The organism is Gordonia sp. NPDC003376 (assembly GCF_053589235.1).
The window spans coordinates 53382-74738 of record NZ_JBSFRM010000010.1 but is presented as its reverse complement, the minus strand read 5'-3'; the positions used below and the strand labels follow the sequence as shown (position 1 = coordinate 74738).

18 protein-coding genes, 1 other RNA gene and 1 pseudogene are annotated in these 21357 nt (G+C 67.9%); 14 read left to right on the top strand and 6 right to left on the bottom strand.

Annotated elements, in window-relative coordinates:
- Window positions 1–51 precede the first annotated feature (51 nt).
- A complete protein-coding gene (gene hisN / locus ACWDUA_RS12515) occupies window positions 52–855 on the bottom strand; it encodes a histidinol-phosphatase (protein ID WP_449751332.1) in 804 nt (267 codons plus the stop codon).
- 18 nt (window positions 856–873) lie between these two features.
- Here hisN and ACWDUA_RS12510 point away from each other — a divergent pair, with 18 nt between their 5' ends.
- The 9 genes from ACWDUA_RS12510 (at window position 874) to ssrA (ending at window position 7915) form a co-directional block, all read left to right on the top strand.
- A complete protein-coding gene (locus ACWDUA_RS12510; RefSeq protein ID WP_449751331.1) occupies window positions 874–1260 on the top strand; it encodes a hypothetical protein in 387 nt (128 codons plus the stop codon).
- A gap of 96 nt (window positions 1261–1356) precedes the next feature.
- On the top strand, window positions 1357–2472 hold the full coding sequence (gene prfB / locus ACWDUA_RS12505; protein WP_449751330.1) for a peptide chain release factor 2: 1116 nt from the start codon (window positions 1357–1359) through the stop codon (window positions 2470–2472).
- The gene (locus ACWDUA_RS12500) at window positions 2459–3412 is read left to right on the top strand and encodes a mechanosensitive ion channel family protein (RefSeq protein ID WP_449751329.1); all 954 of its coding nucleotides are present in this window, start codon (window positions 2459–2461) and stop codon (window positions 3410–3412) included. Before prfB ends, ACWDUA_RS12500 begins: the two co-directional genes overlap by 14 nt.
- Window positions 3412–3810, top strand: a complete 399-nt coding sequence (locus tag ACWDUA_RS12495) for a hypothetical protein (protein ID WP_449751328.1) — start codon at window positions 3412–3414, stop codon at window positions 3808–3810. Before ACWDUA_RS12500 ends, ACWDUA_RS12495 begins: the two co-directional genes overlap by 1 nt.
- 111 nt (window positions 3811–3921) lie before the next feature.
- On the top strand, window positions 3922–4608 hold the full coding sequence (gene ftsE / locus ACWDUA_RS12490; RefSeq protein ID WP_449751327.1) for a cell division ATP-binding protein FtsE: 687 nt from the start codon (window positions 3922–3924) through the stop codon (window positions 4606–4608).
- A gap of 54 nt (window positions 4609–4662) precedes the next feature.
- Complete coding sequence (ftsX, locus tag ACWDUA_RS12485) at window positions 4663–5574, top strand: permease-like cell division protein FtsX (RefSeq protein ID WP_449751326.1); 912 nt, start codon at window positions 4663–4665, stop codon at window positions 5572–5574.
- Window positions 5575–5669: 95 nt separating this feature from the next.
- On the top strand, window positions 5670–6143 hold the full coding sequence (smpB, locus tag ACWDUA_RS12480; RefSeq protein ID WP_020792047.1) for an SsrA-binding protein SmpB: 474 nt from the start codon (window positions 5670–5672) through the stop codon (window positions 6141–6143).
- Window positions 6144–6167: 24 nt separating this feature from the next.
- The gene (locus ACWDUA_RS12475; RefSeq protein ID WP_449751325.1) at window positions 6168–7454 is read left to right on the top strand and encodes a glycoside hydrolase family 27 protein; all 1287 of its coding nucleotides are present in this window, start codon (window positions 6168–6170) and stop codon (window positions 7452–7454) included.
- Window positions 7455–7540: 86 nt separating this feature from the next.
- Window positions 7541–7915: a transfer-messenger RNA gene (gene ssrA, locus ACWDUA_RS12470) on the top strand.
- 157 nt (window positions 7916–8072) lie between these two features.
- On the opposite strand, the gene ACWDUA_RS12465 is transcribed toward ssrA, so the two are convergent.
- Together ACWDUA_RS12465 and ACWDUA_RS12460 are read right to left on the bottom strand one after the other, a co-directional pair.
- Window positions 8073–8975, bottom strand: coding sequence for a hydroxymethylglutaryl-CoA lyase (locus tag ACWDUA_RS12465; RefSeq protein ID WP_449751324.1), 903 nt, complete (start codon window positions 8973–8975; stop codon window positions 8073–8075).
- Entirely contained in the window at window positions 8975–10219 is a 1245-nt protein-coding gene (locus ACWDUA_RS12460) for a CaiB/BaiF CoA transferase family protein (RefSeq protein WP_449751323.1), read from the bottom strand. The genes ACWDUA_RS12465 and ACWDUA_RS12460 overlap by 1 nt, the downstream gene beginning before the upstream one ends.
- A gap of 131 nt (window positions 10220–10350) precedes the next feature.
- Here ACWDUA_RS12460 and ACWDUA_RS12455 point away from each other — a divergent pair, with 131 nt between their 5' ends.
- Window positions 10351–12168, top strand: a complete 1818-nt coding sequence (locus ACWDUA_RS12455; RefSeq protein ID WP_449751322.1) for a long-chain-acyl-CoA synthetase — start codon at window positions 10351–10353, stop codon at window positions 12166–12168.
- Here ACWDUA_RS12455 and ACWDUA_RS12450 read toward each other — a convergent pair.
- Entirely contained in the window at window positions 12156–12800 is a 645-nt protein-coding gene (locus ACWDUA_RS12450) for an alpha/beta hydrolase (RefSeq protein WP_449751321.1), read from the bottom strand. The two genes, ACWDUA_RS12455 and ACWDUA_RS12450, sit on opposite strands and share 13 nt — an antisense overlap.
- 134 nt (window positions 12801–12934) lie before the next feature.
- On the opposite strand from ACWDUA_RS12450, the gene pgm reads away from it, so the two are divergent.
- Window positions 12935–14578 carry a phosphoglucomutase (alpha-D-glucose-1,6-bisphosphate-dependent) gene (gene pgm / locus ACWDUA_RS12445; protein ID WP_449751320.1) on the top strand — a complete coding sequence of 548 codons (1644 nt, stop codon included), beginning with the start codon at window positions 12935–12937 and terminating at the stop codon, window positions 14576–14578.
- A 36-nt stretch (window positions 14579–14614) separates the two neighbouring features.
- On the opposite strand, the gene ACWDUA_RS12440 is transcribed toward pgm, so the two are convergent.
- Window positions 14615–15172 carry an NUDIX hydrolase gene (locus tag ACWDUA_RS12440; RefSeq protein ID WP_449751319.1) on the bottom strand — a complete coding sequence of 186 codons (558 nt, stop codon included), beginning with the start codon at window positions 15170–15172 and terminating at the stop codon, window positions 14615–14617.
- A 146-nt stretch (window positions 15173–15318) separates the two neighbouring features.
- Here ACWDUA_RS12440 and ACWDUA_RS12435 point away from each other — a divergent pair.
- From ACWDUA_RS12435 to ACWDUA_RS12425, 3 genes and pseudogenes are all read left to right on the top strand, one after another.
- Window positions 15319–15730 (top strand): annotated as a pseudogene (locus ACWDUA_RS12435) (globin domain-containing protein).
- A gap of 125 nt (window positions 15731–15855) precedes the next feature.
- Complete coding sequence (locus ACWDUA_RS12430) at window positions 15856–18234, top strand: glycoside hydrolase family 31 protein (protein ID WP_449751318.1); 2379 nt, start codon at window positions 15856–15858, stop codon at window positions 18232–18234.
- Entirely contained in the window at window positions 18231–19283 is a 1053-nt protein-coding gene (locus tag ACWDUA_RS12425; RefSeq protein WP_449751317.1) for a PHP domain-containing protein, read from the top strand. The genes ACWDUA_RS12430 and ACWDUA_RS12425 overlap by 4 nt, the downstream gene beginning before the upstream one ends.
- Before the next feature lie 261 nt (window positions 19284–19544).
- On the opposite strand, the gene ACWDUA_RS12420 is transcribed toward ACWDUA_RS12425, so the two are convergent.
- Window positions 19545–20780, bottom strand: a complete 1236-nt coding sequence (locus ACWDUA_RS12420; protein ID WP_449751316.1) for an IS110 family transposase — start codon at window positions 20778–20780, stop codon at window positions 19545–19547.
- Window positions 20781–21357: the final 577 nt, after the last annotated feature.

Sequence of the window (21357 nt, the reverse complement as noted above, 5' to 3'; positions counted from 1 at the left end):
GCCGGACTCGCCATTCGGACAGGACGCGTCCTCGTCGATCGGAGAGGCGGATCAGCGGGCCAACGCCGCGAGCACCGCCGCGTGGAGCAGCCCGTTGGTGGCCACCGCGCTGCCGCCGGCCGGGCCGGCCGCACCCTCCAGCGAGGTGAACGTCCCACCCGCCTCGCGCACCAGGATGTCGAGCGCGGCCAGGTCCCACAGCGACACCTCGGGCTCGGCGGCGATGTCCACCGCGCCCTCGGCAACCAGGCAGTAGTTGTAGAAGTCACCGAATCCCCGGACGCGCCACACCTCGTCGGTGAGGGTGATGAACTGCGGGCGGACACCGCGATCGGCCCAGCCGGACAGGCTGGAGAACGCCAGGCTCGCCGAGGCGAGCGTGCCCACCCCCGACACCGAGATCGCTCTCGGGTCGGCGCCGTCGAAGGCGGCGTGCGCGCCGAGCCCCGATGCGGCCCACCACCGGCGCCGCAGCGCCGGGGCGCTCACCACCCCGAGTGCCGGGACGCCGTCGACGAGCAAGGCGATCAGCGTCGCCCACACCGGCACGCCCCGCACGAAGTTCTTGGTGCCGTCGATCGGGTCGACGATCCACTGCCGGCCTTCCAGCCGGGCCTCGCCACCGAACTCCTCGCCCAACACCGCGTCATCCGGACGTCGTTCCGAGAGCCGTTCACGCACAAGGCGTTCACAGTCGAGATCGGCGTCGGAGACCGGTGTCAGATCCGGCTTGTCGGAGACGTGCAGGTCCACCGCACCGAACCGGCTCATCGTCAGCGCATCCGCCGCGTCCGCGATGGAGAGGGCGAGTTCGAGATCATCGTGCAGGTCGAGGCCGGCGGCGGCGGAGGTCATGCCCGGTAGGGTAGCCGCATGTGGATCGCCATCACCATCGCCGCACTGCTGGCCGTGCTCGCGGTCGTCATGATCATGCAGATGCGGGGCCGGCCGGTCGGCGGGATGAGCGGAACCGGGGCGGGTTTCGTGCAGGGCACGCTGACCCTGACCGGTGTCAGCGACCGGCCTGACGGCGACTCCAAGGGGCAGTCGTTCTGCACCGTGTCGGGCACCATCGTCGGACCGGGGACCGAACCGGCCGAGGTGTACGGGACCATGGTGCTCGACGACGGTCAGCCCTGGCCGCAGATCGGCTCCGACCACCCCGTCGTCTACAAGCCCGGCAAGGCCGTGAGCAGCTGGCAGTTCGGGGAGCTCCCGCCGCCGGCGACGCACGACGATCCCGATCCCTTCACCAAGTGATCCCGAGCCCTGCCACCGTCCCTCGCATCCGGTCGTGGCCACCGGGTTCGGCGCGGGTTGGGCCCAACGGTGGTCGGGTCGCTACCCTGGAGAACCGTGCAACCTGACGTGACCACAGATCTCGAAGCCCTCGACGCGACCCTGACCACCGTCGAGAAGGTCCTCGACGTGGAAGAGTTGCGTCGCCGCATCGACGAACTGGAGATGCAGGCCTCCGACCCCGAACTCTGGAATGACCAGGAGCACGCACAGAAGGTGACCAGCGAGCTCTCGCACGCGCAGGCCGAACTGCGCCGCGTCACCGAGCTGCGCCAGCGCCTCGAGGACATGCCGGTCCTCTATGAACTCGCCGACGCCGAGGAGGGTGACGATCGCACCGCCGCCCTCGCCGATGCCGATGAGGAGCGTGTCTCGCTCCGCGCCGACATCGAGGCGATGGAGGTCAAGACCATGCTGTCGGGGGAGTACGACCAGCGCGACGCCCTGGTGAACATCCGCTCCGGCGCCGGTGGCGTCGACGCCGCGGACTGGGCCCAGATGCTCATGCGCATGTACATCCGCTGGGCCGAGCAGCACAACTACTCCGTCGAGGTCTACGACACCTCCTACGCCGAAGAGGCCGGTCTCAAATCGGCGACCTTCGCGGTGAAGGCACCCAACATGTACGGCACCTTGTCGGTGGAGCAGGGCACCCACCGCCTGGTCCGGATCAGTCCGTTCGACAACCAGGGCCGCCGACAGACCTCGTTCGCCGAGGTCGAGGTGCTGCCGGTGGTCGAGACCACCGACCACATCGACGTCCCCGAGACCGAACTGCGTGTCGACGTCTACCGCTCGTCGGGTCCCGGCGGCCAGTCGGTCAACACCACCGACTCCGCGGTCCGGCTGACCCACATCCCCACCGGCATCGTCGTGACCTGTCAGAACGAGAAGAGTCAGCTGCAGAACAAGGCGGCCGCGATGCGCGTGCTGCAGGCCAAGCTGCTCGAACGCAAGCGCCTGGAGGAGCGGGCCGAGCTCGACGCGCTCAAGAGCGACGGCGGGTCGAGCTGGGGCAACCAGATGCGTTCCTACGTGCTGCACCCGTACCAGATGGTCAAGGACCTGCGGACCGGCGTGGAGAGCAACAACCCGACCGCGGTCCTCGACGGCGATCTCGACACCTTCATCGAGGCCGCGATCCGCTGGCGGATGGCTGATGCCGACGCCTGATCTGATGCAGCTGGCGAGCGACTCGCCCGGGACCGCGACCCAGGAGCTGATCGGCCGCATGTACGTGTGGCTGGCCGTCTCCGGCCTCGACATCCTGATCTGGATCCTCGGCGGGCTGCTGGTCATCCGCTTCATCCGGTGGATGGCCGAACGCTACGCGCAGCGCCTGGAGCAGACCTTCCACAACAGTGATCTGATCGTCCGCAGCGAGGACGCCAAGTACCGGCGTGCCCTGGTCGATGTGGTCGCGTGGGTACTGATAGTCGCGGTGGTGATCGTGGCGATCCTCCACGCCCTCAACGTGATGGATGTGTCGGTGGTGGGGCTGGCCGCGCCCGGTGCCGTGCTGGGCGCCGCGCTCGGCTTCGGTGCCCAGAAGATCGTGCAGGACATCCTCGCCGGATTCTTCGTCGTCGCCGAGAAGCAGTACGGCTACGGCGACATGGTCGATCTCACGGTCACCGGTAACGGCACCGCCACGGGCACCGTCGAGGACGTCACGCTGCGCGTGACCAAACTGCGTACCAGCGAGGGGGAGGTGATCACCGTGCCCAATGGTCAGATCGTCAAGGCGACCAACCTGTCCAAGGACTGGGCGCGTGCGGTGGTCGACGTGCCGATCCCGGCCGAGGCCGACATCAGCCGGGTCAACGAACTGCTGGCCCGGGTGGGTTCGGAGTTCTACCAGAACCCGCGGTGGCATGACCTGCTGCTCGACGAACCGTCGTCGCTGGGTGCGGTGGAGCTCGATCTCGACTCGGTCACCATCCGGATCGTCGCCCGCACCCTGCCGGGCAAGCAGTTCGAGGTGAGTCGGGCACTGCGCGTGTCGATCGTCCGGACCCTGGCCGTCGACGGCATCTCCGTGGCGCCGGGTCGGACCGCGGAGTCCGGTGGCGCACCGCCCGCGGCGCATGCGATGAACGACGGGGACGAGTGATGGGCGAGCACGAGCATCCCCGCGACTGGCGGCACATCTACAAGACACGGTTGCGCACCAGCACTGCGGTGCTGCTGCTGGCGTTCATCGTGTGTTCGGTGATCTATGGCTACACCTCGCAGCGGTACGCGCCGCCGGAGACCGCCTCGACGCCGCGTGCCGTCCGCACCACCGCCACTCCCGAGCCGGAGTACACCGACCCGCCGACCACGCGGTCGTCGTCGAGCAGTGTGCCGAGCAGTTCGTCATCGGAGGAGTCGTCCGAACCGGGCAACAGCTCGCCAGGTGGGACCGGGACCCAGAGCAGTCCGGCCACGTCCACCCCGCGCAACTGGCTCGACGACCTGCCGATCCCCGGGTTCGGGACCACCACGACCACCGCGCCGCCCAGCAGCTAGGCGGGCCGCGCACCCGTCCATGCAGGTCGCCGCTGCGGCCGATCGGGGTGAAGGCGCGCCCGGAATCCACCTGAGCGGGCTTCTCAGACGTCGTCGTTACACTGGCTCCCTGTGATCAAGCTGGAAAACGTGACGATGCAGTACAAGGCTTCCAGCCGTCCCGCCCTGTCGGAGCTGAGTCTGGAGGTCGACAAGGGCGAGTTCGCCTTCCTCATCGGGCCGTCGGGCTCGGGTAAGTCGACGTTCTTCCGGCTGCTGCTCAAGGAGGACCGCCCGACGTCGGGCGAGATCCACGTCGGCGAGTTCCACGTGAACACGCTCAAGGCACGTGAGGTCCCCAAGCTGCGGCAGTCGATCGGCTGTGTGTTCCAGGACTTCCGGCTGCTGCAGCAGAAGTCCGTGGCCGACAACGTCGCCTTCGCGCTGGAGGTGATCGGGAAGCCGCCGTCGATGATCCGCAAGGTGGTGCCCGAGGTGCTCGACTACGTCGGGCTCGAGGGCAAACTGGACCGGATGCCCAACGAACTCTCGGGCGGTGAGATGCAGCGCGTCGCGATCGCGCGGGCGATCGCCAACCGCCCGCTGGTGCTGCTCGCCGACGAGCCGACCGGAAACCTCGACCCGGAGACCAGCGAGGAGATCGTCGACGTCCTCGACCGGGTCAACCGACGCGGGACCACCGTGGTGATGGCCACCCATGACCGGCACATCGTCGACGCCATGCGCCGACGGGTGCTCGAGTTCGACAACGGTCGCCTCGTCCGTAACGACGAACAGGGTGTGTACGGGATCGGCTGATCACTCGGCCCCCCGCCACGCCCACCACGACCACGAAGGACAACCCGAGCGAGCATGCGAGCGCATTTCATCATCAGTGAGGTCCTCAACGGCTTCCGTCGGAACGTGACCATGACGGTCGCCATGATCATCACCACGGCGATCACCCTGGGGATGTTCGGCGGCGGGCTGCTGGTGATCCAGATGGCCGACAAGAGCCAGAAGATCTTCCTCGACCGTGTCGAGATGCAGTTCTTCATCAACGACGAGGTCGCCAAGGCCGATCCGAACTGTCAGCAGGCGCCGTGCGCCACCCTGCGTACCGAGCTGGACAACGCGCCCGGGGTGGGGACGGTGACCTTCGTCAACGCCGAACAGGCCTACCAGGACGCCAAGCAGATGTTCGCCGAGACGTCCCCGGAGATCGCCGACCAGATCAGCCCCGACAGCATCCCGGCGTCGTTCAAGGTGCGGATGGACGATCCGTCGAAGTTCGACGAGGTCTACAACAACTTCGCCGGCCGGCAGGACCTCGGCGTCGAGGGCGCCCTGGACCAGCGGGATCTGGTGAAACGGATCTTCGCCGTGCTCGACGGCGTACGCAACGCGGCGTTCGCGGTGGCCGCGATCCTCGCCGTCGCCGCGATCCTGCTGATCGTCAACACCGTCCAGATCGCCGCGTACACGCGGCGCACCGAGGTGTCGATCATGCGGCTGGTGGGTGCCACCCGCTGGTACACGCAGCTGCCGTTCCTGCTGGAGGCGGTGCTGGCCGCGCTGATCGGATCGTTGCTCGCGATCGGTGGTCTGTTCATCGCCAAGGCGTTCTTCTTCGACCGCGCCCTGGCCGGCCTGTATGGCGTCAACATCGTGCCGCGCATCACCGTCGGCGACGTCGCCTACGTGTCGCCGTGGCTCGTGATCGGCGGAATCGTGTTGGCAGCGGCGACAGGTTATGTCACCCTGCGTGTGTATGTGCGGGAATGACGTGGACGTGCGGAATGATCTCGGCGACCCCGCACGCAGCCACATCTGCGGTCTGTCCGAGACCTGCAGTCGATCGAGGAGATGAGCACGCCGTCATGGCGAAGGAGAAGGGTCGCAACGTGATCGCGACCAACCGCAAGGCGCGGCACGACTACACGATCCTGGACACCTACGAGGCCGGCATCGCACTGTTGGGGACCGAGGTCAAGAGCCTGCGCGAGGGCAAGGCATCGCTGGTGGACGCGTTCGCCACCATCGACGACGGTGAGGTGTGGTTGCGGTCGCTGAACATCGCCGAGTACGGCAGCGGATCGTGGACCAACCACGCCCCGCGTCGCAACCGGAAGCTGTTGATGCACCGCCGGGAGATCGACACCCTGATCGGCAAGATCCGCGACGGCAACCTCACCCTGGTGCCGCTGTCGATGTACTTCAGCGACGGCCGGGTGAAGGTGGAACTCGCCCTGGCCCGCGGTAAGCAGGCGCACGACAAGCGTCAGGACATCGCGCGGCGGACCGCCCAACGCGAGGTGGCCCGAGAGGTCGGTCGGCGCGTCAAGGGTATGTGAGACGGGACCTGTGAGCCGGGGCATGTGGGTGGACGACCTGTGATCGCGGCGGTGGTTCGCGCGCGGTGGACTGTGCTCGCCTCGGCGGTGGTCACGATCGGCATCGCATTTGCCGGTTGTGCCCCGGCCGTCGACGACCCGACCCGGCTCGGCGGCGCGGACGTCGCGATCGGCGGACTTCCCGCGACCCCGCCGATGGGCTGGAACAGCTGGAACACCTTCGGCTGCGGCATCACCGAAGAGATCGTGCGGGCACAGGCCGACGCGCTGGTGTCGTCGGGGCTGCGCGACGCCGGCTACACCTACGTCGTCGTCGATGACTGCTGGATGGCCCCGACCCGGACCGCCGACAGCCGGTTGCAGGCCGACCCGGTGCGCTTCCCGTCGGGGATGGCCGCACTCGCCGACTACATGCACGCCCGCGGCCTGAAGTTCGGGATCTACGCCGGTGCCCGCGGCCAGACGTGTGCGCAGTACACCGACGCCTATCCGGGAGAGACGGGCAGCGGCGGTCACGAGCAGACCGACGCCCAGACCTTCGCCGGATGGGGTGTGGACTTCCTCAAGTACGACTGGTGCTCCGCCGACACCGCACACGACACCCAGGTCTCGGCGTTCACCACGATGCGAGATGCGCTGCGCGCCACCGGCCGTCCGATCGTGTACTCGATCAACCCGAACTCCGGGGTCGCCGGCTCGGTCCCGGGCGCCGAGTTCGACTGGGGCGGGGTCGCCACGATGACCCGGGCGACCAACGACATCACCTCGACCTGGTCGACCGGCGCCGGACCGTCGGGCTATCAGGGCATCACCGACATCGTCGACGCCGTCGCCCCGCTGGGTTCGCGGGTGGGACCCGGGGCGTTCCTCGACCCCGACATGCTGGTGGTCGGCGTCGGGGACACGTTGACCCCGGCCGACGAACGCACCCAGATGTCGATGTGGGCGATGCTCGCCGCCCCGCTGATGGCCGGCAACGACCTCACCACGATGTCGGAACGCACCCGTGCCGCCCTCGCCGATGCGGGAGTGATCGGTATCGACCAGGACCCGCGCGTGCAGGCCGGCGCACCGGTCGGCGACGACCCGGAGATCTTCTCGCGCGCACTGGGCGACAAGGGACTCGTCGTGTCCCTGACCAACCGCGACGATCATCCCCGCACCATGTCGGTGGCGCTGGCCGATCTCGGGCTCACCGGCGACACCGTGGTCGGTGTCGACGCCTGGACCGGCGTGCGTCACCAGGCGTCCGGTGGCCGGTTGTCGGTGGAGGTCGGCGTGCACGACACGGCCCTGCTACGCATCGAGTAGATGACACACGGGGTGATGGGAATGAACTGTCGGGGGATGGTTGTTACAATGAAGTGTTCGCCGAGTCCATCGGCGGGCACCATCTCGGGGCTGATCGGTTTCGACTACGTGCGTCGAGGTGGGGGAAGCGTGTCGGTGCAGGCCAGAGACCACCGTATAAGCGTCGCGGCAACCAATTAAGCGCCGATAAGAATCAGCGCGACTACGCCCTCGCTGCCTGACAGCGAGCTCGTGGTCTGTCGGCCCGGATCATGCTCTCGGATCCGGTGCCGGCATCATCTTCGAGAGCTCACCGTACGCACCGGTCGCGGGTGCGGACGGGACAACCAACAGCGACTGGGATCGTCATCTCGGCTTGTTCACGTGACCGGGAGATCCAAGTAGAGACCTAGTGAACTGCACACGGAGAAGCCCCGCTGAAGCGACGGAGGACCCGGGTTCAATTCCCGGCAGCTCCACGAGAAGGGCCCCTCACCTCACCGGTGAGGGGCCTTTGTCATGCCGGGGTCCGGCCGACTTCTCCTGACCGGGTACACAACCTGTACCTGTCAGCGGTGCCGAGTGGATAGTCCACGCCAACCGGCTCTGCGGTGCAGCTTGTGGCGACTCTCGGTCGGCTCATGCCTGTCCGACCAGCTTGCGGTCACCGGCGCGCATGAGGGCGCTGCCCGAGCCACCGCCGACGGCACCGATCGCGATCCGGCCGGCGCGGATCGCGGCGTCGAGGTCGACGCCGGTCTCTACGCCGCAGTCACGTAAGAGGTAGACGAGATCCTCGGTGGCGATGTTGCCGCTCGCACCGGGGGCGAACGGGCAGCCGCCGAGACCGCCGACCGAGGCGTCGAGCCGGGTGATGCCGGCCTGCACGGCCGCGTACGCACTGGCCAGTCCGGTGCCGCGGGTGTTGTGGAAGTGCGCGCCGAGCGGCAGGTCACCGACCAGTGGGCGGACGGCATCGACGAGTTCGGTGACCCGACGCGGAGTGGTGGTGCCGATGGTGTCGGCCAGGGCGATCCGGTCGGCGGCGGACGCGACGGCGTGCTCGACGATCCGGGTGACCCGGCCGGTGGGGGTGGGCCCGTCGAAGGGGCAGTCCCATGCGGTCGCGATGATCACCTCCACGGTGGCGTCCGCGGTGTGGGCGGCCTCGACGATGTCACCGATCAGGGCGGTCGACGCCTCGGTGTCCCGGCCGACGTTGGCGCGGCTGTGCGCATCCGACGCCGACACCACGTACTCGAGATGTGCCACACCGGCATCGAGCGCGCGTCGTGCGCCGTTCACCGACGCGACGAGTGCGGAGAACCGGACGTCGGGGAAGCGGTGCAGGTGCCGACAGATCTCGGCGGCGTCGGCCAGTGCCGGCACCTTGGACGGCGAGACGAAGGCCGTCACCTCCACCTCGCGCACCCCGGTCGCGCAGATCGCCTCGAGCAGTTCGAGTTTCGCGGCGGTGTCGATGGGTTCCTCGATCTGCAGGCCGTCGCGCATGGCGACGTCGCGAATGGTCACCGCGGTCATCAGATCACCCCGTCCTCGGCAAGATCGGCCAACGCGTCGGCGTCGAACCCCAACAGGTCACCGTAGACCGCGGCGTTGTCGGCGCCCGGCGTCGGCGGGCCGGCATTGCGGATACCGCCCGGGGTCTCGCTGAACTGCGGCACCAGCCCGGGGCCGAGAACGGTTCGGCCACTGCGTTCGTCGTGATGCTCGGCGATCATACCGCGGGCCCGCAGGTGCGGATCGGCGACGACGTCGGCGATCGTGTTGACCGGACCCACCACCACCCCGGCCTCCGACAGCACCTCGGTGAGCTTCTCGGCACCGATCTGCCCCGACCATTCGCCGATCAGCGCGTCGAGTTCGTCCTGATTGAGGCCACGGGCGGCGTGGTCGGCGAACCGTGGATCGGTGGCCAGCTCGGGGCGGCCCATCGCGCCGCACAGCCGGACGAACACCGAATCCTGGTTGGCGGCGATGATCACATGCGTGCCGTCGGCGGTGGGGTAGAGGTTCGACGGTGCGATACCGTCGAGCCGTGTGCCCGACGGCCCGCGCACCACACCGCCCATCGCATAGTCGGCGATCGCCGACTCTTGCACGGCCACACACGATTCCAGCAGTGAGGTGTCGACGACCTGCCCTCTGCCGGTGACGGTGCGGCGATACAGTGCCGCGAGGGCGCCCTGCGCGGCGAACATCCCGGCGAGCGTGTCACCGAGCGACAGCGACAGCCGTGGCGGCAACTGGCCCGGATAGCCGTTGATGTGACGCAGGCCCGAGGCGGCCTCGGCCACCGAGGCGTAGCCGGCGCGTCCGGCGTCGGGACCGGTCTGACCGTATCCCGACACCCGGACCACGATGATCCCCGGATTCCGTTCGGCCAGGACGTCGGGACCGATACCGAGGCGTTCGAGTGTGCCGGGCCGGAAGTTCTCGACGACGATGTCGGCCCGATCGGCCAACTGCAAGAAGATGTCCCGGCCGCGATCGCTGCGCAGGTCCAGGGTGATGGCGCGTTTGTTGCGGGCGTGCACGGTCCAGTAGAAGCGATGGCCGTCGACCTCGGCCTGACCCCAGGTGCGGATCGGGTCGGGTCGGCCCGGCGCCTCGATCTTGATCACGTCGGCGCCCATGTCGCCGAGCAGCCGAGCGGCGTGCGGCCCCGCGATGAGGGTGCCCAGCTCGAGGACACGGATGCCCTCCAGCGGTCCGGGAGCGATGGGGCCGGGCGCGGGTGCCGACGATGCACTGGAATCGACCATGGCGTCCAGTGTGGCGTGCCCGTGTCACGAGAGGCAACGAGGTGTCGGGCATCGGCAAGTTAGAGACAAAAGGTGCAAATTGTGTCAACATCGGAAGGTTGGCGAGCATCGCTCGACGAGGAGGGGTACCGATGACCACACCCGATACCGGGCTGCTGCCGGATGTGTCACTGCGCGACGTGCTCGCCGGGGCCGCGGCGATGCGCCACGATCTGCCGACCATGCTGCGCGTGCTGCCGGACTTCATCCCCAAGCCGCCGACGCGTCGGATGTCGATCGGCAAACGGTTCACCCAGGCCGTCGCCCGCCACCCCGACCGTGACTTCCTGCGGTTCGAGGGGCATTCCATCACCTACCGCGAGGCCAATGCGAAGGCCAACCGCATCGCCGATCTGCTCACCCGACAGGGTGTCACCCGCGGCGACGTGGTGGCCGTGCTCGCCCACAATCACCCCGATGTCGTGATCGCCATGCTCGCGATCGTCAAACTCGGCGCCATCACCGGCATGATGAACTTCCATCAGCGCGGCGGCGTGCTCGACCACAGCCTGGGACTGATCGACGCCAAGGTCGTCATCTACGACGCGGATCTCGTCGAGGCGCTGGAATCGGTGCCGCCACAGTCGCTTCCGGCCCACCGGATCACGTTCGACGAGCTGCACACCCGGATCGCCACCTGCTCACCGGTCGACCCGGCGGTGACCGACACGATCCCCTTGGGCGACACCGCCTTCTACATCTTCACCTCGGGGACGACGGGATATCCCAAGGCCAGCAGGATGAGTCACAACCGGTGGCTCACCGCGATGGCCGGGATCGGCGGGCTGGGCGTGCGGCTGCACCCCGACGACGTCCTCTACACCGCGCTGCCCTTCTACCACAACAACGCACTGACCATCTCGGTGTCGGCGGCGATGATGTCGGGCGCATGTCTGGCGATCGGACGGCACTTCTCGGCGTCGGGGTTCGTCGACGAGCTCATCGCGAACGACGCGACCGCGTTCAGCTACATCGGCGAACTGTGTCGCTACCTGCTGGCTCAACCACCGAAGCCCTCCGACCGCGCCCACCGCGTCCGGGTGGTCGTGGGAAACGGTCTGCGCCCGGATATCTGGGATGCGTTTGCCGAACGCTTCGGCATCGACCGGATCTGCGAACTGTATGCGGCCAGCGAGGCCAACATCGGCTTCGTCAACATCTTCGGGGTGCCCAGGTCGGCGGGCTTCTCGCCGCTGCAGTACGCGATCGTCGAGTACGACGAGGAGACCGGTGAACCCCGTCGTGGACCCGACGGACGGGTGATCGACGCCGGCCGGGGTGGCACCGGACTCCTGCTCGCCGAGATCAACAAGCGGGTGCCCTTCGACGGCTACACCGATGCCGCGGCGTCGGCGAAGAAGGTCGTCACCGACGCCTTCGTCACCGGTGACCGGTGGTTCAACAGTGGGGATGTGGTCCGCGACCAAGGCTTCTCCCACATCGGATTCGTCGACCGGATCGGTGACACCTTCCGCTGGAAGGGCGAGAACGTGGCCACCACCGAGGTGGAGGCCGTGCTCGACGCCCACCCCGACATCGAGGAGGCCGTCGTCTACGGCGTCCCGGTCCCGGGCACCGACGGCAAGGCCGGGATGGCCGCGATCAGCCTGCGTGCCGGCGCCGACTTCGACGCCGTGGGCCTGGCCGACCACGTCCGCACCGGCCTGCCGGGGTATGCGGTGCCGTTGTTCCTGCGGATCACCGACCACCTCGAACACACGTCGACCTTCAAGAACATGCGAACCGTCCTGCGCAAGCAGGCCTTTCACGACACCGGCGACGACCCGGTGTTCGTGTTCACCGACGACGGCTACGTCGCGTACTCACCGGCATTCGTCGACCGGCTGGCCGGCGCATCCCGTCCGGCAAGCCCCGCGACCCACCCCGCCGATCACGCTCAGCGCGCCTGAGCCCTCGCGGTGCGGAGTTCGGTTCCGACGAAATCCAGTGCGGCCCGGTGCCAGAGGCCGACGTGATCGAGCATCGGATGTCCACCGCCGGGTACCGGAACATAGGTGGCGTCGACGCCGCGATCACGGAGTTCGTCGATGCCTGTGGCCGTGCGGTGGGCGAAGGTGACGGTGTCGGCCTCGCCGTGGATCGCGACCACGCGCGCGTCGTCGTGGATCATCCGCCAGTCGGCGAACTGCCACCACGGCGCGAGGGCCAGCACTGCGCTGACGCGGGTGTCGGCGGCCAGCTGGGCGGCGATCCGACCGCCCATCGAATGTCCGATCACCGCGACCGGGGTCCCCGGATGATCCCGAGACGCCTGCTCCAGTGCGGCCCGTGCATACGGCATGGGTGAGGCCTGGCCGCCGTTCCAGCCGTACACCCGGTAGCGCACCTGCCGGACGTCGACGGCGCCACCGAACCGCAGCCCGATCGACGCGGTGAACGGATACATGCGCATCGCCGACCCCTGCCACGGCGAGAACGGCCGGTAGCTGCTGTCGGTACCGCCCGGCAGCACCAGCACGCTCAGCGCCGGGCCGTCGGCGCGGTTGCGGGCGCGGGTGGGCAGACGAGTCTGTTCGGTCACGTCTCGATGGTCTCAGGCCGCGCGTGCCGGGATGCGCAGGGGGGACGCGGTCCCGGCCCGTTCAGGGGGAGTTCACAGCACTGTCTACGCCACCTCGCCCTGCGGATCGGGGGATCGGTGGCAGAATTCGACGCATGGCACATCCTCGCGCCGGCACCCCGGCACTGCCCGAAGACCTCATCGACGTGGCCGCAGTGGACAAGGCCTATTACGACACCACGCCGGATCCGGAGAACCCGTTGCAGCAGGTGGTCTTCGGCACCTCGGGTCATCGCGGGTCGAGCCTGGACGCGTCGTTCAACGAGGCCCACATCCTGGCCACCACCCAGGCGATCGTCGAATACCGCACGGGCGCCGGCATCACCGGCCCGCTGTTCATCGGCTTCGACACCCACGCATTGTCCGTCCCGGCCTGGCGCACCGCCCTCGAGGTGCTCGCCGCCAACGAGGTCTCCACGTTCACCGCGACCGACGACACCTACACCCCGACGCCTGCGGTCAGCCGGGCGATCCTGCAGTTCAACGCAGAGCATCCCGGCGTGCAGTCCGACGGCATCGTCGTCACCCCGTCGCACAATCCGCCGCGCGACGGCGGGTTCAAGTACAACCCGCCCAGCGGCGGCCCCGCCGACACCGCGATCACCTCGTGGATCGCCGACCGCGCCAACGACCTGCTGCGCAACAAGCTCGACGGCGTCAAACGAATCCCGTTCGAGCAGGCCCGATCCGGCCAGTACGTCACCGACCACTCGTTCATCGAGGAATACTGCAACGCGCTGTCGGGAGTGATCGGCATGGACGCGATCCGGGCCTCGGGCATCCGGATCGGCGCCGACCCGCTCGGTGGGGCGTCGGTCGGCTACTGGGCGGCGATCGGCTTCCGCTACAACCTCGCGAACCTGACCGTGGTGAACCCGACCGTCGACCCGACGTTCTCGTTCATGACCCTCGACACCGACGGCAAGATCCGGATGGACTGCTCGTCGCCGAATGCGATGGCCTCACTGATCGGTGCGCGCGACCACTACGACATCGCGACCGGCAACGACGCCGACTCCGACCGGCACGGCATCGTCACCCCCGACGCGGGACTGATGAACCCCAACCACTATCTCGCCGTGGCCATCGACTATCTGTTCACCCACCGGCCGGGCTGGTCGGAGCAGGCCGGGGTCGGCAAGACGCTGGTGTCGTCGTCGCTGATCGACCGGGTGGTCGGCGGGATCGGCCGGCGCCTGGTGGAGGTTCCGGTCGGGTTCAAGTGGTTCGTCGAGGGACTGCTCGACGGGTCGATCGCCTTCGGCGGCGAGGAGAGCGCGGGTGCGTCGTTCCTGACCCTCGACGGCGGGCCGTGGACCACCGACAAGGACGGCATCATCCTGGATCTGCTGGCCTCGGAGATCCTCGCCGTCACCGGTAAGACCCCGTCGCAGCGCTATCGCGAACTGGCCGACCGTTACGGCGAGTCGGCCTATGCCCGGATCGACGCCCCGGCGTCGCGGGAGCAGAAGGCCATCCTGTCGAAGCTGTCGCCGTCGCAGATCACCGCGACCGAGCTGGCCGGGGAGAAGATCGCCGCGATCATGACCGAGGCACCCGGGAACGGTGCGGCCATCGGCGGCCTGAAGGTGACCACCGAGAACGCGTGGTTCGCAGCGCGGCCGTCGGGCACCGAGGACGTGTACAAGATCTACGCCGAGTCGTTCAACGGCCCCGAGCACCTCACCGAGGTGCAGGTCCAGGCCCAGGAGGTCGTCGACGCCGCACTCAACGGCTGATCCGTTCGGCCGCCGCCGACCGGGCCGACCGGGCGGTCAGATCGTCCAGCGCCACAGGGTCGGCGCCGGGCCACCGGCATCCGGTGCGGGCCCCACGTCGACCAGGCCGTCGATCCGTCGGAGGTCGCGTTCGACATCGGAGTCGGTGACCTCGGTGCCGCCGAACCCCTTCGTGAGGGCGACCGCGTCGGCGGTGGTGAAGTGTCCTCCGGTGATCCCGTGGGTGAATACGCGGTCGTGCCAGAGTCGTTCGGCCAACACGGTGCGGGCGTCGACGATCACCGTGGTGTGGTCGAAGGCCAGGCTGCGCTTGCGGTCGGCGGGCACCCAGCGGGTGTCGGCGGTCCAGATCGCCTGGTCGGCCCAGAACGTCGCCCACATGGTGGTGGGCGACAGGTGCCCGAGGGCGGTCGGCACCTCGTCGACGCCGACGGTGGTCAGGGCCCGGGCCACCACCGACGCCGGTGGCTCACCGGGCCGTTCCTCGACCGTCGGCAGCATACGATCGCGCTCGCCGGTGTCGGGTGTGCGATTGTGTGTCGCGACGAGCACCCGGCGGGTCGTCGGGTCGTAGGTCAGGGCCACCAGCTTCATCGGATCCCTCCTGCAGACGATCGGCCGGCCGTCGAGAACCTCTCACACGCCGACTCCGGTCGTGTGAGAACCCCGCAACGGTCCCGGCAAAGCCATTTCCCGGTGAGGTAATCGGCCGGTAACGACCGGCACCCACCCTTGCTCGCATGGACAAAGATCTTCTCAGCCACAGCCTTTCACTTGTCGATCTTCCCGACGACGGGCTCACCGTCCGCTTCTACGACATCCTGTTCGAACGCTACCCTGCAGCCCATGTTCACCCGCGGCACCCGACTCCAGGCGAGTATGTTGCGCACCGCGGTGATCGCCGTGGTCGAGCATCTAGAGGACCCGGAGTGGCTGACCACCACGCTCGGTGCGATGGGCCGCCGGCATGCCGCACTCGGGGTGACCGAACCCATGTACGGCGCCGTCGCCGAATGCATGATCGCGGCGATGAGCGAGATCGGTGGGGAGGACTGGACCCCGGCGATGACCGACGCGTGGACCGAGGCGCTGACCGCGGTGGCATCGCTGATGCTGGCCGGGTACCCCGACGAGGAAGAGGGCGCCGCCTGATCCGAGGAGAACCGGCACGCCTCCACCGAATCGGCTTCCTCGACAATCACCCGCGCCCGGACCGACCCGCCGGGTAGCGTCCGGGTGTGGGCGAGACGCGGTGGTCGGAGGGGGATCGGCGTGGCGTGAGTCGGCGTCGGGCGATGGCGTCGATGGGGGCCGCGTCCCTGGGGCTGGCCGGGGCCGCGGCGGCGAATGCCGGGATGGGCACCGCCGCAGCGGCGCCGGTCGATCCGGCCGGGATGGTCACCGCAGACCGGGTGCGGCTCACCGTCATCACTCCCGGGCTGATCCGCTACGAGTACTCACCGAACCGCCGGTTCGAGGACCGCCCGACGCTCCTGGCGCACCATCGTGCAGCGCGCAGTTCGCAGTTCCGGACACGTGCCGTGGGCGGGGCCCTCGAACTCGAGACCGAGCATCTCGTCCTGCGGTGTGCCACCGGACGATCCGGCCCCGACGACCCGAAGATCACCCTGAAACACTCGGGCGCACAAGCGCATCCGAACTGGTCACCCGAAACCTACACGCCCGCTCCGGTCGGCATCGCCTTCGCGGCGAACATCGCACCCTGGACCGCCTCGATCCCGCCGCTGCCGCAGGACAATCTGGGCGGGTGGTTGCGCTGCCTCGACTCGGTGCGCGCGGAGACGCCCCTGCAGCCAGGTCTGCTCTCGCGTGCCGGCTGGCACTTCATCGACGACACCCAGTCCGTCCTGGTCCCCGACGACGCCGACACCTTCATCCGCCGGCCCTGGCGGCCAGGCTATCGCGACGGCTACATCTTCGTCTACGGCACCGATTTCCGGCGGGCACTGGCCGACCTGCGTACGCTGTCGGGGGCCGTGCCCCTGCTGCCGAGGCAGGCCTTCGGCAACTGGTTCTCCCGCTACGCCGCCTACGACGAGCACTTCTACCGCGACGTCCTGCTCCCGCAGTACCAGCGCGCGGGGGTCCCCCTCGACGTCCTGATCATCGACACCGACTTCAAGGACCCCAACACCTGGAACGGCTGGAACTGGAACCGCACACTGTTCGCGCAGCCACGCCGGTTCCTGACGTGGGCGCACCGACAGCACCTGGCTGTCGGCCTCAACATCCACCCGAGCATCTCCGGCAACGACTCCCGCTACCGGGAGGCCGCACAGACCGCCGGCGGCACGCTACGGGCCGCGCTCACCCCGGCGGCCCGGTACTTCTCCGCACTCGGCCGCCGGATCGGTGGAGTCCTCGGACCCACGTTCGTCTGGGACTTCGCCGACCGCGACCATCTGAGATCGTTCATGGCGCTGCACGATTCGTTCGAGGCCGACGGCGTGGACTTCTGGTGGCTGGACTGGATCATCGACGAATCGCTGGTCGGCGTCCCACGGGCCGAGATCGCCGACGACGTGTGGTTGGCCCGCGCTTACGGTCGGCGTCGGCGTGCGCAGACCAACCGGTGGGTGTTGTTGGCGCGCAACGGGGCGTCGTACTGGGACATGGTGGGGACCCGACCCGGTCCGTGGGGTGGCCACCGGCACACCATCCACTTCACCGGCGATACCCATTCCACCTGGGAAACACTGGCATTCGAGGTCGTCTTCACCCACGCCGAGGGCAACATCGGGATGAGTTACATCTCCCATGACATCGGCGGGTTCACCGGCGACACCGACCCCGAGCGGTATGTGCGGTGGATGCAGTTCGGTGCGTTCTCGCCGATCATGCGCATCCATTCGCAGAATCTCCAGGCCCGACGTCTGCCATGGGAATTCGCCGAACCGTACCGATCGGCGGGAGCCGCCGCGATGCGGCTCCGCTCGCAGTTGGTGCCTTACCTGTACACCGCGGCGCGCATTGCGCACGACACCGGACTGCCGATGGTCCGCGGCATGTACCTGACGTGGCCGCTTCGTCGCGAGGCCCACGACTTCCGGCACCAGTACATGCTCGGCGACGACCTGCTGGTGGCGCCGGTGGTGCGGCCGGCCGCGGCGGGCACCACCAAACGGATCTGGTTTCCCGAAGGGCGCTGGGTCCCCCTGACCGGCGGCGAGACGGTGCAGGGTCCGGCGATCCGCGACATCCCGGTGGACCTGGCCGACATCCCCGTCTACGGCCGGGCCGGGTCGATCGTCGTGTTGGCCGACCGTCCGCGACCCGCCGCCGACCCTGCCGCACCGCTGACCGCGCGAATCTTCACCGGGGCGAGCGGATCGTCGCAGCTCTATCACGACGACGGACACTCCGACGATCACCGCGGGGACGGCTACTCGTGGACCCGGATCGACTGGGACGACGCCGCACACGCAGTGTCGATCCACACCACCGTACCCGGACCGGCCGGAGAACAGTGGCACCCGCGGATCACGCAGGTGGAACTGGTGGGCGTCGATGGCGTCCCGAAAGGTGTGTCGGTCAACGGTGCTCGAGTCCCCGACACGCGGTGGCGATACCGGCCGGGGGAGCGGACCGCCGTCGCGGGGATCCGGCCCGTGGCCGCGGATCGGTCGCGGCTGTGAGACCGTTCGAGCCGCTGGTGGCGCCGGTCGAACCGGCCGCCGCCCTGACCAGGATCGCGTGGCTGCTGGAACGTAATCGCGAGAGCACCTACCGCGTCGGGGCATTCCGCAGGGCCGCTCGGGTGGTGTCCGGTCTTGATACCGACGATCTCGCCGATCGGGCTGTGGCCGGCACCCTCACGCGCATCGACGGGATCGGGCCGACGACGGCGACGGTGATCGCCGAGGCCGTCGCCGGTCGACTCCCGGACTATCTGGACGGATTGCAGCAGAAGACATCTCCGGTGACCTCCGCCGACGACACCGCCTCGGATCTCGCCGCGGCCGTCGTCGGTGACCTGCATGTCCACACCGACTGGAGCGACGGGGGCGCACCGATCGGCGAGATGGCCGCGGCGGCACTCGCATCGGGGCACCGGTGGCTCACCATCACCGACCATTCGCCCCGGCTGACGGTGGCCAACGGGCTGTCCGCCGAGCGTCTCGCCCGGCAGATCGCCCAGATCGACGACTGGAACTCCGGCCGGCACGGACACTTCCGCCTGCTGCGCGGCATCGAGGTGGACATCCTCGACGACGGTGCGCTCGACCAGACCGACGAGATGCTGGCGCGCCTCGACATCGTCACCGCGTCGGTGCACTCGAGACTGCGGATGGAACACGGCCCGATGACCGCCCGGATGGTCGCCGCGGTCAGCGGCCGGCGAGTGCACGTGCTCGGTCACTGCACCGGTCGCCGGGTCGTCATCGGGCGTGGGCACCGGCCGCCATCGCAGTTCGACGCGCGAGCGGTGTTCGAGGCCTGCGCGGCCAACAATGTGGCCGTCGAGATCAATTCACGTCCCGAACGCGCCGACCCACCCGACGAGCTGCTCGCAGTGGCCCGGGACATCGGATGCCTGTTTGCGATCGATTCCGACGCCCATGCGCCCGGACAACTCGAGTTCAAGACGCTGGGAGCGCAGCGCGCGAGCGAACACCACATCGACCCCGACCGCATCATCACCACCTGGCCGCTCGAGCGTGTGCTGGCCTGGGCGGATCGGTGACCTGGATGTCGGTCGGCGTCCACGAGCGGTTCCGTAGCTGGAGTGTGTTGCGTTGGTTGGTGGTTGAGCCGGGACCGAGCCGCCAGGCGAGGACCCGTGTCGAAATCTCCGCAGCGTGTGTGGGGTGGTGACGACGTTGTGTTCGGCCGTCGGAGATTTCGACTCGTCTTGTCGCTGCGCTCCTTGTCGGCTCAATCATCGTTATTTGCTGGGTGATTGGGTGCTCTCTACGATGGTTGAGACATCCCTGGAGGGAACTTGTCAAGCAGCCGGCTGTGTTTGGGCCTGTGACCAGGCAATCGAGGGGTTGTAGAGCTCGTGTCGGGCGAGGCACCCATGAAGGATTCCGATGAGCTTGTTCGCGAGTTGTCGAAGCGCGGCATTGTGCTTGACGTCCCGCTTTCTTTGCTTGAGGTAAAAGGCTCGCGCATGAGAGTCGTATTGGATGGCTTCCCCTGCCTGTTGTATCGCCGCATCCAACAACCACGAATTGGTGAAATGTCGGGCATGGACCACTCTCGATTTCCCCGACTGTTTGGTGATCGGACTGGTCCCAGCCGCATTCCTACGAGCCTTGGCACTGCGATACCGATCGGGCAGATCACCGAACTCGCCGAGGAGCCGAGGACCGATCGTCGTGCCCACACCCGGCTGGCTGAGGTAGATCTCGGCCAGCGGGTGCCGGCAAAAATGGCCGGCGAGTTCCTTCTCCAGGACCCTTACCTGCCCTGCGATCGCGCGCAGGATCGCGACTTCGGCCAGCACCGTGGTGGCATACGCCTGGAGCATCACCTCGGACTGAGGTAGAGGCTCTTCCCGCAACAACTCCCGAATCCGAGCAGTCTTCAGGTCTTGCTCACGCCGCCGATACAACAACGACTTGACTTGTGGCCCAGTGAGTTTGCGGGCCTTGACCGGTCGGGCGGCACACTTGTCGAGCAAACCAAGGATCACCGAACTCGAGAACGCCACATCGAGCTCAGAAGCAATCGTCAACACCACCGGAAAATACAGACGCAACACTGCCCGCATCCTGTTGCTGTGCCGGGCCAGATCCCATACCGCCCGCTGATGGGCACGAGCAACCACCTTGATCGATTCGGCCAGTTCCGAATCCCCACCGGACTCACGTAACTGGAGGCGACGGGTACGCACCATATCGGCCAATGCCCGAGCATCGGACTTGTCACTTTTGGCACCCGAACTCGACACGCTCTCCCGATGGCGCTTGGCCTGTTTCGGGTCCACCCCGAACACGCGGTACCCCGCGGCCTGGAGTGCCTGCACCCATGGACCATGGTCGATCTCGATACACACCAACACCTCGGATGGGTCACCGTCGTCATCATCGGGCATACACCCGGCAACGGTCTCGGTGAACGCGGTGATCCCGTCGACTCCTTCGGGTACCCGTACCTGCTTGAGGACACGTCCCTCGGGGTCGAGGACCGCCAGGTCGTGGTGATCTTCGGCCCAGTCATCTCCGACGAACAGCATTCGCGATTCCTCCTTTCCTGGTTGTTTCCCCAACACGGCGTGTCAGGGCGGCAGCCGGGCCGGTGGAGGAAATCGCGGGCTAATGGAGAAGAACTCACGCCCCTTTTCACTGCGGCGAAAAAGGGCCGGCGCGACATCCCATCAGCGATCACACTCCGTTGGCGCTACCAATCGGGGGCATGTTCTCAACCAAGGGCTCATCAAAGGCCCGGCCGGGACGAATGCTCACCCGATCGGCGGCTACCAAACACTGAGTGTGCCAACTTTCGTCGTCAACCTCAGCAATTCCCATTAGCCGGGACCGAGCCGCTAGGCGAGGACCCGTGTCGAAGCCTGGTGGGACGAGGATGTCCGCGACCGGTTCTGAGGTGGCGGCATTCGTGTTCGGCCGTCGGAGATTTCGACTCGTCTTGTCGCTGCGGTCCTTGTCGGCTCAATCATCGTTATTTGCTAGGTGATTGGGTGCTCTCTACGATGGTTGAGCCGGGACCGAGCCGCTAGGCGAGGACCCGTGTCGAAGCCTGGTGGGACGAGGATGTCCGCGACCGGTTCTGAGGTGGCGGCATTCGTGTTCGGC

Excerpts from the sequence above, each read along its gene's own strand:
- pgm (WP_449751320.1), top strand. The coding sequence starts at position 12,935 with ATGGCACATCCTCGCGCCGGCACCCCGGCACTGCCCGAAGACCTCATC.
- hisN (WP_449751332.1), bottom strand. The coding sequence starts at position 855 with ATGACCTCCGCCGCCGCCGGCCTCGACCTGCACGATGATCTCGAACTC.
- smpB (WP_020792047.1), top strand. The coding sequence starts at position 5,670 with ATGGCGAAGGAGAAGGGTCGCAACGTGATCGCGACCAACCGCAAGGCG.
- ACWDUA_RS12495 (WP_449751328.1), top strand. The coding sequence starts at position 3,412 with ATGGGCGAGCACGAGCATCCCCGCGACTGGCGGCACATCTACAAGACA.
- ACWDUA_RS12465 (WP_449751324.1), bottom strand. The coding sequence starts at position 8,975 with ATGACCGCGGTGACCATTCGCGACGTCGCCATGCGCGACGGCCTGCAG.
- ftsX (WP_449751326.1), top strand. The coding sequence starts at position 4,663 with ATGCGAGCGCATTTCATCATCAGTGAGGTCCTCAACGGCTTCCGTCGG.
- ACWDUA_RS12440 (WP_449751319.1), bottom strand. The coding sequence starts at position 15,172 with ATGAAGCTGGTGGCCCTGACCTACGACCCGACGACCCGCCGGGTGCTC.
- ACWDUA_RS12420 (WP_449751316.1), bottom strand. The coding sequence starts at position 20,780 with ATGCTGTTCGTCGGAGATGACTGGGCCGAAGATCACCACGACCTGGCG.
- ACWDUA_RS12460 (WP_449751323.1), bottom strand. The coding sequence starts at position 10,219 with ATGGTCGATTCCAGTGCATCGTCGGCACCCGCGCCCGGCCCCATCGCT.
- ACWDUA_RS12500 (WP_449751329.1), top strand. The coding sequence starts at position 2,459 with ATGCCGACGCCTGATCTGATGCAGCTGGCGAGCGACTCGCCCGGGACC.
- ACWDUA_RS12510 (WP_449751331.1), top strand. The coding sequence starts at position 874 with ATGTGGATCGCCATCACCATCGCCGCACTGCTGGCCGTGCTCGCGGTC.
- ACWDUA_RS12455 (WP_449751322.1), top strand. The coding sequence starts at position 10,351 with ATGACCACACCCGATACCGGGCTGCTGCCGGATGTGTCACTGCGCGAC.